Raw genomic sequence first — 13,317 nt, 5'->3', positions numbered from 1 at the left:
CATGACAAACCCGGATATCGTCATCATCGGCTCCGGCATCGGCGGCGCCACGATCGCCTCCGGCTTAGCCGGCAGCGGCGCCTCGATCCTGATGCTGGAACGCGGCGAGCCACTGCCGGCAACGCCGCATGCACGCGACACGCGCTCGATTTTCGTTGATGGCCACTACCGGCCGAAGGAGATGTGGCGTGAGGCCGGTGGCGCCGCATTCAACCCGGGCAATTACTACTATGTCGGCGGCAATTCGAAATTCTTCGGCGCGGTGCTGATCCGCTACCGCAAAGAGGATTTCTCCGCCATGGAGCACTTCGGCGGCGTCTCGCCGGCCTGGCCGTTTTCCTATGACGAATTCGAGCCTTGGTATTCCAGGGCAGAGCAGCTGTTCCGCGTGCGCGGCACGCTTGGCGAGGACCCGACCGAGCCGTTCCACTCGATCCCCTATTCCTACAAGCCAGTGCCGGACGAGGCGCCGATCGCCCGTGCCCGCGCCGAGCTCAAGGGGCTGGGCCTGCATCCGGCCTCGCTGCCGCTTGGCGTCGATATCGGCACCTGGCTCAGGGAAGGCAGGACCGGCTGGGACGCTTTTCCGAACACTGGCCAGGGAAAGATGGACGCCCAGACCGCACCGCTGGCGGCGGCACTGAACGATCCTAACATCAAGCTCGAAACCGGCGCCTATGTCGAATATCTCGAGACTGCTCCGGACGGTAAAACCGTATCAGCGGTTCATTACCGCCAGAGCGGCGAGCTGAAAAAGCTGTCGCCAAAACTGGTTATCCTGTCGGCCGGCGCGGTCAATTCAGCGGTCATCCTGCTGCGCTCGCCCTCACCCAGCAATGGCAAGGGGGGCGGCAAGGGCCTGGCCAACCGCTCCGACCAGGTCGGCCGCAACTTCATGAACCACAATTCGAGCGCCATGCTGGCGATCGATCCGCGCCGCCGGAACGATGCCGTCTACCAGAAGACGCTGATGCTCAACGATTATTACCTCTCCGACGGCAAGGGCGGCAAACCGCTCGGCAATGTCCAGCTTCTCGGCAAGATCGACGGCAACATGCTCAAGGCCAATGTGAAACGAGTGCCGAAATTCGCGCTCGATTTCATGGCCGGCCATGCGGTCGACTGGTACCTGATGTGCGAGGACCTGCCCGACCCCGAAAGCCGCATCATGGTCGACGGCAAGGACATCGTCATGCAATGGCGGCGCTCCAATATGCAGTCGCTCGACGGGCTGACCAAGGTGATGCGCGAGAATTTTCGCGCCTGCGGTTATCCCCTGGTGCTGTCGCGCCCTTTCGACAAACGCACGCCCTCGCACCAGTGCGGGACGGTGAAAATCGGAGAGGATCCGGCGACGTCGCCGCTCGATCCGTTCTGCCGTGCCTTCGATCACCGGAACCTGTTCGTCGTCGACGGCGGTTTTCTGCCGAACTCGGCCGCCGTGAACCCGGCGCTGTCGATCGCCGCCCAGGCGCTGCGTGTCGCCGAACACATCCGCAAGACGGACCTCGCCGCATGACCCGCCCGGCGGCCATCGTCACCGGCGGCGCGCGCGGCATCGGCCTTGCCTGCGCCGAAGCGCTGGCCGACGCCGGCTTCGACATTCTCGTCGCTGACCTTGCCCAAACAGCCGCAGGCGAGCTCGCCGCTGACATAACCGCGCGCGGCGCGAAGTTCGCCTATTTCGGCTGCGACATCGCCGATCTTTACGCCCACGCCGCCCTCGTCGACTCTGCCATGGGCGCGTTCGGCCGCATCGATTGCCTGGTCAACAATGCCGGCGTCGGCGCCGTGGTGCGGGGCGACCTGCTCGACCTCAAACCCGACAATTTCGACCGCGCGATCGGCGTCAACCTGCGGGGCACCGTCTTTCTCAGCCAGGCGGTCGCCAAGGCGATGCTCCGCCAGCCCAGCGATGAAGCGAAATCGATCATCACTATCACCTCGGTCAGCGCCGAGATGGCCTCGCCGGAACGCTCCGAATATTGCATATCGAAGGCAGGGCTTTCGATGTGGGTGAAGAATCTGGCGCTCAGGCTCGCCCCGGAAAACATCGGCGTGTTCGAGCTGCGGCCGGGCATTATCCGCACCGACATGACGGCGGGCGTGACCGCCAAATACGACGCTTTGATAGACGGCGGCCTGGTGCCGGCGAAACGCTGGGGCGAAGCGTCCGACATCGGCGCCATGGTGGCCGCGCTCGCTGCCGGGAGACTGGGCTTTTCGACCGGTTCGATCATCAATGTCGACGGCGCGCTTTCCGTGCCTCGGCTGTGAGTGGATGAGACAATGACCGACTACATCATCGTGGGCGCCGGCCCTGCCGGCTGCGTGCTGGCCAACCGGCTGAGCGAGGATCCCTCCAACTCCGTGCTGCTGCTCGAAGCCGGTGGCAAGGATTGGCATCCCTATATCCACATGCCGGCGGGCTTTGCCAAGATGACCAAGGGCATTGCGTCCTGGGGCTGGTCGACGGTGCCGCAGAGAAACATGAACGACCGCGTCTTCTGGTACACGCAGGCCAAGGTGGTCGGCGGCGGCTCCTCAATCAACGCCCAGATCTACACGCGCGGTAATGCGCGCGACTACGACGCCTGGGAGAAGGAGGAAGGGCTGGCCGGCTGGGGCTACCGCGACGTGCTGCCCTATTTCAAACGGGCCGAAAACAACCAGCGCTACGCCAACGATTTCCACGGCGACCAGGGCCCGCTCGGCGTTTCGAACCCGATTGCGCCGCTGCCGATCTGCGAAGCCTATTTCCGCGCCGGCCAGGAGATGGGCATTCCCTTCAATCCGGATTTCAACGGCGCTGCCCAAGAAGGCGTCGGCTATTACCAGCTGACCCAGAAGGATGCCCGGCGCTCCTCCGCCTCGGTCGCCTATCTCAGGCCGATCCGCGCTCGCAAGAACCTCACCGTCAGGACCGACGTACTGGTCACCCGCATCGTCGTCGAGAACGGTCGCGCCATCGGCGTCGAGGTGGTCGACAGGCCGGGCGGCGAGACAAAAATCCTGCGCGCCGACCGCGAGGTGATCGTCTCGTCCGGCGCCATCGGTTCGCCTAAGCTTTTGATGCAGTCGGGCATCGGCCCGGCCGACCATCTGAAATCGGTCGGCGTCACGCCGATGCATGACCTGCCCGGCGTCGGCTCCAACATGCAGGACCATCTCGACCTGTTCGTCATCGCCGAATGCACCGGCGACCACACCTATGACAATTACGCCAAGCTGCACCGCACGGCCTGGGCTGGCCTGCAATATCTGCTGTTGAAGAAGGGGCCGGTGGCTTCCAGCCTGTTCGAGACGGGCGGCTTCTGGTATGCCGACCCGACCGCCGCCTCGCCCGATATCCAGTTCCATCTGGGTCTTGGCTCCGGCATCGAGGCTGGCGTCGAGAAGCTGAAAAACCCGGGCGTCACCTTGAACTCGGCCTTCCTGCGCCCGCGCTCACGCGGCACGGTGCGGCTGAAAAGCGCTGATCCCGCCGACCACCCGCTGATCGACCCCAACTACTGGTCCGATCCTTATGACCGCGACATGTCGCTGAGAGGGCTGCGGCTGGCGCGCGAGATCATGCGGCAGAAGGCGCTTCAGCCTTACGTGCTGCGCGAAGTGCTGCCCGGCCCGTCGCTGGCGACCGATGACGAACTGTTCGACTACGCCTGCCGCAGCGCAAAGACCGATCACCATCCTGTCGGCACCTGCCGCATGGGCCATGACGAGATGGCTGTCGTGACGCCGGATTTGCGGCTGCGCGGCATCGAAGGCTTGCGCGTCTGCGACGCCTCGGTGATGCCGCGCGTGCCCTCCTCCAACACCAATGCACCGACCATCATGGTCGGCGAAAAGGGTGCCGACCTGATCCTCGGCCGCGAACCGCTGCCGCCGGCTGTATTTTCAGGAAACCGGGCTGCTTGAAGGGGATGAAGAAATGATCAGCCACTGCGTCTTCGCCAGATTTCGCAGCGATGTGTCGTCGACCGAGCGCACGGCCATCCACGCCGGCCTCGAGGCGTTGCGACAGGTGATCGAAGGCATGGACACCGTCCAGTTCAGCACCAATGTCAGCCCAGAGCCTTTCGCGCGCGGGTTCACCCATGGCTTCACCATCGATTTCCGCGATGCCGCGGCGCGCGACGCCTATCTCGTCCATGAGGCGCATCAGCGTGCCGGCGCTCGCCTGGTCGCGGCTCTCGAAGGCGGCGCGGACGGATTGATGGTCTTCGATCTCGATCTTACGAAAAAGTGACCGCCGGCCTTTCGAAAGCCGGCTGATCGCTGTTCTCTTTTGCCGACAGGGCGACATATCGTTCCTTTGGGGGATGCAAAGGAGGACGCCTTGAACCTCACTACCGAGCAGAAGAAAACCGTCCTGGCCTCATTCCTGGGCTGGACGCTCGATGCTTTTGATTTCTTCCTTCTGACATTCCTGCTCACCGATATTGCGACTGAATTCCAGACGGATGTCCCGGCAGTCTCAAAGGCACTGTTCCTGACCTTGGCCACGCGCTTCATCGGCGCGTTCTTCTTTGGCATGCTAGCCGACAAATACGGGCGCAAGCCCATTCTCATGCTCAACATCGTCAGCTATTCGGTGATCGGGGCGCTGGCCGCCTTCTCGCCCAATCTCGGCATCTTCCTGGCGCTGCGCGCGCTGTTCGGCATCGCCATGGGCGGCGAATGGGGCCTCGGCAGTTCACTCGCCATGGAATCCGTCCCGCCGAGCGCCCGCGGCATCGTCTCGGGCATCCTGCAATGCGGCTATCCGGCCGGCTACCTGCTGGCGGCGGTGGTCTATGGCCTGCTCTACCAGCAGACGATCGGCGGCTACACGATCGGCTGGCGCGCCATGTTCCTGCTCTCCTTCGTCCCGGCGCTGGTCGTCCTGTTCATCCGCTCGCATGTGCCGGAATCTCCTGCCTTCGTCGAGGCACAGAAAACCGCTCGACCGGGGATGCTGGAGACCTTGCAGAAGCACTGGGGCGTCGCGCTCTATGCCGTCGTGCTGATGATGTTCTTCAACTTCTTCAGCCATGGCACGCAGGATCTCTACCCGACCTTTTTGAAGAAACAGCACGGCTTTGACCCACACACGGTGAGCTGGATCACCATCGTTGCCAACATCGGCGCCATCGTCGGCGGCCTGGCATTCGGTGCGCTGTCGGAGAAGATCGGCCGCATCAACGCCATTACACTCGCCTGCATCATCGCCCTGCCGGCGATCCCGCTATGGGCCTACAGTTCCACGCCCTTCATGCTGGCCATTGGCGCCTTCGTCATGCAGGTCGCGGTGCAAGGCGCCTGGGGTGTCATCCCGGTCCACCTCAACGAGCTTTCTCCCGGTGCGGTGCGCGCCACCTTGCCCGGCTTCATCTATCAGGCCGGCAATCTCGCCGCTTCCTATGGCGGTCCATATCAGGCCGGGATCGCCGAAGCCCCCGGCGGCAGCTATGGCTATGCGCTGGCGCTTTTTGCCGGTGTGGTCGCCGTCTGCATCATCGTCGTCATCCGCTTCAGTCCGGAGCGGCGCGGCCAGGTAATGACGGTGCTCGGCTGAGAGGTCAACCCATCCTCAACGCGATGACGCCTGCAACAATGCTGAGCGCGGCAGCGCCGCGCCAGCCTGTCATCTTCTCGCCGAGGGCGTAGACCGAGATCATCATGGCAAACAGGATCGAGGTCTCGCGCAGCGACGCCACCGAGGCGATCGGCGCCTTGGTCATCGCCCACATGACAATCCAGTAGGCGGCGCCGGAAAGCACCCCGGTGAACAGTCCCGTCTTCCAGTCGCGCGCCAGAACGGGAAGCGCTTTGGGCCCTCGGAAAACGAGGCACAGCACCAGCGCGCCAAATGCATCGCAGATGAACAACCAGGCGGCATAGCTTTGCGCCGTTGCCGCCAGCCGCGCGCCGCTGCCGTCGGACAGCGTGTAGCTGGCGATGAAGATCGACGTGCCCAGCGCATAGCCGACCGCGCGCAGGTTCAGCTTCTCCAGATGCGCGCCACCGCGAAACGACATCACAAGCGTGCCGGCCGATAACAGCAGGATGCCAAGGATGGCAAGCGGCGCTGGCACTTCGGCGACGACGAACATGCCGCCAATCGCGGCCAGCAGGGGTGCCGTGCCACGCGCCAGCGGATAGGTCTGGGCGAAATCGCCGGCCTGGTAGGCGCCGATCAGGAAGGTGCGATAGCCCACGTGGAAGATCACCGAAGCGATGATGTAGGGCCAGACCTCCGCCTTCGGCAACTCGACGAAGGGCAGCACGACGAGGGCAGCAGTGCCCATGCCGAGCGTCATCAGCGTGATCGACAGGAAGCGGTCGAGATGCACCTTGACCAGTGCGTTCCAGATCGCGTGCATGGCGGCCGCGGCAAGCACCGCGAAAAAGACGAAAAGCGTCATGGGGAGCTCATCGACCTCCCAAGCCGAAGGGCGTCTCGAGATCGATGTCGACCCGGACCGGGAAGTGGTCGGAAGCCACCTCGCCCATGTCTGATCCAACAGAACGCACACGCCCGGCCAGCATGCCGCCGACGAAGCAATGATCAAGCCGGCGCTTTGCCAGTCTGCCGTCGATGATCTTCTCATGCGTATGGAAATCCGCCACCGGCTCGCTGGCGACAGAAGCGGCATCGACGAAGCCGTCGAGATAGGCAGCGCCCCGATGATAGGGCGTGCTGCCGACAATGCGGCGATATTCGGCGCTGCCGGGTTCCATGTTGAAATCGCCCATCCAGATCGTCGCCAGCGGATTTTCCGGCTCGACTTCCCCATGTGTCCAGTTACGCGAAGGTTCATCGTCCGCGCCGCTCCACGGTCCGCCTTCCGATGGTGCCCGGCGGTGCTCGGCCATGAGATAGTCGATCTGCTCCAGCCGCTCTTCCGCCGCGATGTGCGCGAGATGCAGCGACAGCACCCTGACCGGCCCGGCCGGCGTGCGGATCATGCATTCGAGGGCGGCGTTGCGGGTGTTGAGCGGCCGCAGCGTGCGGCGCATCGGCAGCGCGTGCAGTCGCGACCAGACGATCGGCAGCTTCGACATAACCATGGTGCCGAACTGCCGGCGGCGGTTGACCAGGCGGCCGTCGCGCAGCTCGCTGGCATCCATGTCGAAGGCTGGGCCGTAGACCCAGTAATACCCAGGCAGCAATTGGGAAAGCCGCTCCGGCTGGTCGTCGAAATCGCTGCGCTGCCAGTGCCGCTCGACCTCCTGCAAGGCGATGATGTCGGCGCCGGCGACAAGGCGTGCCGCACGCGAAAGATCGTAGCGCCCGTCGCTGCCGAATCCGTACTGGATGTTGTAGCTGACCAGCTTCATTGCTTATCCGGCTCACTTTTCGGTGTTGGCAGTAACGGTTCGGCCGATCGCTTGCAATGTGCAGGAGGACGGACGGGGCTTGGGCCAGCAGGGCAGCGGCCGAGACGCGGTATCTGCTAGTCGGTGGTCAGCGGCTGGAACCGGCCTGCCGGCGATGCCGCAAGTTCCGTCCAGTCGATCTCTTCCTCCAGACGGTGATAGGCTTCGTCACCGATGGTGCCGTTGCGGCGCAGCTCCTCCAGGGCATCGCGCTGGCTTTTGATGGCATAGAGACGCAGCCTGTCATATTCGGTCGCGGCCTGGGCATCCTCGGGATTTTTGGCGATCTTGCGCTGGGCGGCATATTGCTCGCGCACCGCGGCTGCGGCGCTCGAGGTCTTGCCGCTCAATACATCGAGGGCAGCCTGCATGACCACGACGCGCGCCTTCGCTACCTCCCGGTCGACCATTTCGTCGGGATCCAGCTTCAGGACGCGCAGCAGCGGCTTCAGGCTCATTCCTTGCAGCACCAGGGTGCCGAGCACGACCGTGAAGGCGGCGAGCACGATCGGGTCGCGAGCAGGAAATTCGACCGGCAAGGCGAATGCCGCGGCAAGGGTTACCAGTCCCCGCATGCCGCACCAGCCGATGAGCACGCCGCCGCGAAAGGACGGCGTATCCGGCTGATGCTCGGCGCCGCCAAAGCGGGCAAACCACCTGATGACCGCACCGCAGCCCAGCACCCAGATCAGGCGCGAAACGATGACGACCGCCAGCACAGCCGCGGCAAAGACGAATGCGTCGAGCTCTCCCGTACCGGCGAGCCGTCCGACGATCGACCGCGCCTGCAGACCCATCAGCACGAAGGCCAGCACGTTGAGCACGAACACCGCCGTCTCCCAGACCGAATAGGAACTGACACGCTTTCTCGCCGACATTCGGCGTGGCGCGGTCCGCGCGATGGTCATGGCATAAACGACGATGGTGATGATCGCCGACAGACCCAACCTGTCCGCCAGGATCCAGACACCGAACGTGCCGGCGAACTGCACCACGGTACCGCTGGCCGCGTCCTCGATGCGGCTCAGCGTGGCGAGCGACAGCCGGCCGAGTACATAGCCGGCCACCAGGCTACCAACGGTCGACAAGACGACCATGGGCGCGGCGCTGCTCAACAGGAACGGACCGAGTGCGGCGGCGACAGCGATACGGTAGATCAGCAGCGCGGTTGCATCGTTGAGCAGGCTCTCGCCTTGCAGGATGGTGGTGATGCGGTGCGGCACCTTGAATTGTCCGAGCACGGCCGACGCCGCGACGGCATCGGGTGGTGCTACGATGGCGCCAAGGGCGACAGCCGCGGCGATCGGCAGGCCTGCCATCTTCCAGCCGAGCAGCGCAACCGCTGCGGTGGTGAAAACGACCGCTCCCAAGGCCAGCAGGGCGAGCGGCAGCCGGTTGCGATTGAGGTCGCGCAACGAGGTGTCATAGGCGGCGTCGAGCAGCACCGGCGCGATGAACAAGGCGAGCGCCAGTTCCGGGTCGATTTCGATGGTGGGCATGCCGGGCAGGAAGGCGATGCCCGCGCCCGCCAGCGCCAGCAGCGACGGATAGGGAACTTGCAGCCGCCGCGACAGCGCTGTCAGCGCGACTGCAATCAACAGGAGGATAAGCGTCAGTTCGAAAAGAGCCATGCACTATCGTAGCCGCCGAACGAGGCGATTGGCAGTGCCAAAGTCATGGTCGTGAAACAACAGGAACACCTCTGGCACGGGTCCTGTCGCCGCGGACAGCATGAGAAAATCCCGATGGCTGGAGCGCCGGTTGGGAGCGCCTTCCGACAGCGGGACTACCTAATGCAGCACCAGCATATCGCTCGACGAGAACGAAATCTCGGCCTTCTCCCCGACTGCGGGCGGCGGGGTGGCGGAGTTGTTGAACGTGTCGAGCGACACCGTGTTGCCGCCGATGCCGACACGGACCCGGATAACCGAGCCGAGGAAGTGCACTTCGGAAATCTCTCCGGTCAGGCTGGAGTCGCGGCCGGGCTGGCGGCCGAGCGAAATCGCCTCGGGCCGCAGCGCCAGCGACAGCGTATCGCCGGACTTCGAGCCGTTGAGCTTGCCCTTGAGCGAGACTTCCTGCGTGTTGACCTGCACCTTGCCGGAGGCGGCGTCGGTGACCTTGCCTTCGAGCACGTTCAGCGTGCCGACGAAATTGGCGACGAACTTGGTCGCCGGCCGGTTGTAGATCTCGAACGGCGTCGCGACCTGCTCGGCCTTGCCGCCATACATGACGGCGATGCGGTCGGAGATCGACAGCGCCTCTTCCTGGTCATGGGTGACGAAGATGGTGGTGATGCCGAGCTTCTTCTGGATCGAGCGGATTTCCTCACGCAGCGACACACGCACCTTGGCGTCCAGCGCCGACAGCGGCTCGTCGAGCAGCAGGAGCTTCGGCTTCGGCGCGATAGCACGCGCCAGCGCGATGCGCTGCTGCTGGCCTCCGGAGAGTTGATAGGGATAGCGGTCCGCCATCTGCGGCAGCCTGATCATGTCGAGCATCTCGGCCACACGCTTGTCGGCGTCGGCCTTCGGCATGCCGGCAACCTTCAACCCGAAAGCGATGTTCTGCGCCACGGTGAGGTTCGGAAACAGCGCATAGGCCTGGAACACCATGCCGACATTGCGCTGGTTGGGCTTCAGCCGGGTGATGTCCTTGCCGGCGACGACGATCTTGCCGGCCGACGGCTCCTCGAAGCCGGCGACCATGCGCAGCACCGTGGTCTTGCCGCATCCGGATGGCCCCAGGAACGAGACGAACTCGCCCGGCTCGACGTCGAGGCTGAAATCCTGCACCACGGTGTTGGACCCGTAGGACTTTCGCACATGCTGGATGGACAGGAATGGCTCGGCCATGGCTTTTTCTCTCAGGTCAGTGCTTTTCGATCAATTCGGGCGGTTCGCCGATTTCGGCGCGAAGCGGGACAGGATCTGGATGAGCGACATGCAGCCCCAGGTAATGGCGAAGGCGATGATGGCTAGGGCTGCCGGCTCATAGGCACGGTTGGCGCCGACGTTTTGCAGATACGGGCCGAAGGCCGGACGGTTGAGGAGGCTCGCCATGGTGAACTCGCCGATGACGATGGCGAAGGTCAGGAAGGCGCCCGACAGCACGGCGATCAGGACATTGGGCAGGATCACCCGGCCAATGATCGTGCCCCAGCCGGCGCCCAGAATCTGCGCTGCTTCGGTCAATGTCCGCACATCGATGGTGCGCAGCCCGGTATCGACGGCGCGATACATGTAGGGCAGAGCCAGCGTCGCATAGCCGATCACCAGCAAGGCATTGGCGCCCATATTGCTGCCCAGGAACGGCAGCGGGGAATTCGAGCCGTACATCCTGATATAGCCGAACACGATGACGATGGCCGGAATGACCAGCGGCAACAGCGTGATGAATTCGACGATCGGCCTGAGCTGCGGCAGGCGCAGCCGGATCCAGTATGCCGCCGGCACCACGATCAGCACGCCGAGGATGATGGTGAAGACGGCCGCTACCACCGAATACAGGAACGTCGACTGGAAGCGAGCGTCGCCCAGCACGATCTGGTAGGCGTCGAAGGAATGGACGCCGCGGCGCATGCGCAACGAGAACTCGACAGTCGCCATCAGCGGAATGAAGAAATAGGCCGCGCCGACAATGAAGACGACCCAGGCCCAGAATTTGCCCGACTTCATTTCAGCCACCTTTCGGACCGGGTCCGGAACCAGATGTAGAAGACGTTGGCCAAGCCCGTGATGACGATCATGCCGAAGGCGATGGCATAGCCGAGCTGCGGGTTGTGCAGCACGTCGCCGTTGATCTGCGAATAGAGCTTGATGGGGACGATGTTGAGTGCCGGGCCGGCAAACGCATAAGCCGTGGCGATGGCGCCGAAGGAATTGGCGAACAACAGGATAACGGTGCCGAGGAAGCTCGGCCACAAGACCGGGATGACCACCATGCGCCAATACTGCGACTGGGTGGCCCCGAGCGTGGCGGCGGCCTCGCCCCATTCCTTCTTCAAGCCGTCGATGGCCGGCACGATGATGACCACCATCAGCGGAATCTGGAAGAACAGATAGACCGCGATCAGACCCGATGTCGTGAGGAAATTGAAACCCATCGCGTAGATGTTGACATTGAGAACGTCACGCAGAAGCGTCGTGACGATGCCGACGCGGCCGAGGGTCGCCAGGAAGGCGAAGGCCAGTGGCAAGCCGGCGAAATTCGAGGCGACGCCCGAAAAAGTCAAGGTCGCCGAGCGGGTCCAGTTGGGAAGCCCGCCGCGCACGATGGCGATGGCAATCGCGAGCCCGGCAAAGGCACCGATGACCGCCGACCAGAAACTGATCTTGATCGAAACCCAGTAGGAAGCGCTGATCGAGGGATCGCTGACCAGCTGCAGGATATTGTCCAGCGTCAGCTGACCGTCGCCATTCTGGAAAGCGCCCAGGACGAGATAGATCGTCGGCAGGATCAGGAACATCAGGACGAAGATGAAGAAAGGCGCCACGCCAATCCACTGCATCGGAAAGCGGAAAGTGGTCGCCTCGTTCGGCGGCGCGGGCTTGGTGGTGACAGACTGATTTGAAAGCGTAAGATCGGTCATGCGCCGGCTACCGTCTTCGAGGGGAAGCCGGGCGGCCTCGCGGCCGCCCGGTGGATTTCAAGCCTTACTTGACGTTGGCGCCGACAACGGCGTCCCAGTTCTTGCTGATGGTCTCCTTCGCCTTGCCCTGCTCGTCGAGCGTCGGGAAGGCAGCCGAGGCGTAGGATTCCGCCGGCGGCAGCTTGGCCAGAACGTCCGCGGGGATCTTGCCGTTCTTGGCAAGATCGTTGAAGCGGATCGGGTGGCAATAGCCCTTCAGCCAGCCGATCTGGCCTTCGTCGGAATAGAGATATTCCATCCACAGCTTGGCTGCATTCGGATGCGGCGCGAACGCGCTGATCGCCTGCACATAAACGCCGGCGACAACGCCGGTCTTCGGCACGATGACGTCGACGGGCGGGTTGCCCTTCAGCGTGTCGCGACCGGCGAGCGCGTTGTAGTCCCAGTTGATCAGGATCGGGGTCTGGCCCTGGGCAAGCGTTGCCGGCTTGCCGACGACCGGCACGAAATTGCCGGCGGCGTTGAGCTTCTTGAAGAAGTCGAGGCCGGCGGTGCCAGCGGCTTCACCAGCAGCCGCGCCACCGGAAAGGCCTGCGGCGTAGACGGCCTGGATGGCCTGGTTCGAAGCGCGCGGATCGCCGGCAACGGCGACCGCGTTGGCGAATTCGGGCTTGAGGAGATCGGCCCAGTCCTTCGGCGACTCCTTGATCAGGTCCTTGTTCACCATGAACGAGAGAACGCCATAATAGTCTCCGTACCAGGCGCCATCGGCATCCTTGGCGCTGTCCGGGATCGAGTCCCAGGTCGACACCTTGTATGGCATCAACAGGCCATCGGCCTTGGCGGTCGGGCCGAAGGACAGGCCGACGTCGATGACATCAGGAGCCTGCGGACCCTTGTTGTCCTTGTTGGCCTTGATCGCCTCGACTTCGTCGCCGGAGCCGGCGTCGGGGTTGAGTTCGTTGACGGTGATTTCCGGATACTTCGCCTTGAAACCGGCTATGACGTCGCCGTAGCCGCACCAGTCATGCGGCAAGGCGATCGTGGTGAGCTGGCCTTCGGCCTTGGCGGCCTTGATGAGATCGTCCATCGAAGCGGCGGACGAAATCACCGACGACACCATCAGGGTCGCGGCCGAAAGGGAAAGCACTTTCCCCGTGAATTTGAACATGTGTTCTCTCCATTGAACTGACGCCGTTGGACGTCTGCGATGCGGTATCGTTTTCGTGTGACAGCCAGATGAAAGCTTTGTGAAACCGGCGCCTCGCAGCGTGAAAAGTTAACTCTTTTTAACGGACTGTAGCAATTAGCCATCACTTAATTTTCCGGCTAATCATTAATCCGCCCCTATCCCGCCCCTTCCC

At 63.5% G+C, this 13,317-nt stretch carries 12 protein-coding genes; 5 read left to right on the top strand and 7 right to left on the bottom strand.

Going from position 1 to position 13,317, the window contains the following annotated elements; translation table 11 throughout:
• Position 1: 1 nt before the first annotated feature.
• The 5 genes from FJ950_RS24665 to FJ950_RS24645 all read left to right on the top strand — a co-directional run bounded on the left by FJ950_RS24665 (position 2) and on the right by FJ950_RS24645 (position 5,557).
• On the top strand, positions 2-1,519 hold the full coding sequence (locus FJ950_RS24665) for a GMC family oxidoreductase (protein WP_140619341.1): 1,518 nt from the start codon (positions 2-4) through the stop codon (positions 1,517-1,519).
• Complete coding sequence (locus FJ950_RS24660; RefSeq protein ID WP_140619338.1) at positions 1,516-2,277, top strand: 3-ketoacyl-ACP reductase; 762 nt, start codon at positions 1,516-1,518, stop codon at positions 2,275-2,277. The genes FJ950_RS24665 and FJ950_RS24660 overlap by 4 nt, the downstream gene beginning before the upstream one ends.
• Before the next feature lie 12 nt (positions 2,278-2,289).
• A complete protein-coding gene (locus FJ950_RS24655; protein WP_140619335.1) occupies positions 2,290-3,918 on the top strand; it encodes a choline dehydrogenase in 1,629 nt (542 codons plus the stop codon).
• A gap of 13 nt (positions 3,919-3,931) precedes the next feature.
• The gene (locus FJ950_RS24650) at positions 3,932-4,249 is read left to right on the top strand and encodes a Dabb family protein (protein ID WP_140619333.1); all 318 of its coding nucleotides are present in this window, start codon (positions 3,932-3,934) and stop codon (positions 4,247-4,249) included.
• A gap of 90 nt (positions 4,250-4,339) precedes the next feature.
• Positions 4,340-5,557 carry an MFS transporter gene (locus FJ950_RS24645; protein WP_181171422.1) on the top strand — a complete coding sequence of 406 codons (1,218 nt, stop codon included), beginning with the start codon at positions 4,340-4,342 and terminating at the stop codon, positions 5,555-5,557.
• 4 nt (positions 5,558-5,561) lie between these two features.
• Here the strand turns inward: FJ950_RS24645 and FJ950_RS24640 are convergent, their stop codons facing one another.
• The 7 genes from FJ950_RS24640 to FJ950_RS24610 all read right to left on the bottom strand — a co-directional run bounded on the left by FJ950_RS24640 (position 5,562) and on the right by FJ950_RS24610 (position 13,124).
• Positions 5,562-6,407 carry an EamA family transporter gene (locus tag FJ950_RS24640; protein WP_140619329.1) on the bottom strand — a complete coding sequence of 282 codons (846 nt, stop codon included), beginning with the start codon at positions 6,405-6,407 and terminating at the stop codon, positions 5,562-5,564.
• Positions 6,408-6,414: 7 nt separating this feature from the next.
• Positions 6,415-7,323, bottom strand: coding sequence for an endonuclease/exonuclease/phosphatase family protein (locus FJ950_RS24635; RefSeq protein WP_140619327.1), 909 nt, complete (start codon positions 7,321-7,323; stop codon positions 6,415-6,417).
• A 116-nt stretch (positions 7,324-7,439) separates the two neighbouring features.
• Positions 7,440-8,993, bottom strand: a complete 1,554-nt coding sequence (locus tag FJ950_RS24630; protein ID WP_140619325.1) for a sodium:proton antiporter — start codon at positions 8,991-8,993, stop codon at positions 7,440-7,442.
• A gap of 159 nt (positions 8,994-9,152) precedes the next feature.
• Positions 9,153-10,217 (bottom strand): ABC transporter ATP-binding protein, encoded by a 1,065-nt coding sequence (locus FJ950_RS24625; protein ID WP_015315812.1) that lies wholly within the window; start codon positions 10,215-10,217, stop codon positions 9,153-9,155.
• Positions 10,218-10,247: 30 nt separating this feature from the next.
• Positions 10,248-11,039 (bottom strand): ABC transporter permease, encoded by a 792-nt coding sequence (locus FJ950_RS24620; protein WP_015315811.1) that lies wholly within the window; start codon positions 11,037-11,039, stop codon positions 10,248-10,250.
• Positions 11,036-11,872, bottom strand: coding sequence for an ABC transporter permease subunit (locus tag FJ950_RS24615; protein WP_181165828.1), 837 nt, complete (start codon positions 11,870-11,872; stop codon positions 11,036-11,038). Before FJ950_RS24615 ends, FJ950_RS24620 begins: the two co-directional genes overlap by 4 nt.
• A 145-nt stretch (positions 11,873-12,017) precedes the next feature.
• On the bottom strand, positions 12,018-13,124 hold the full coding sequence (locus tag FJ950_RS24610) for an ABC transporter substrate-binding protein (protein WP_015315809.1): 1,107 nt from the start codon (positions 13,122-13,124) through the stop codon (positions 12,018-12,020).
• Positions 13,125-13,317 lie beyond the last annotated feature (193 nt).

Origin of the sequence: Mesorhizobium sp. B2-3-14, from assembly GCF_006442175.1 — a bacterium.
Classification (GTDB): Bacteria; Pseudomonadota; Alphaproteobacteria; order Rhizobiales; family Rhizobiaceae; genus Mesorhizobium; species Mesorhizobium australicum.
This window is presented reverse-complemented; position numbering and strand designations above follow the sequence as displayed.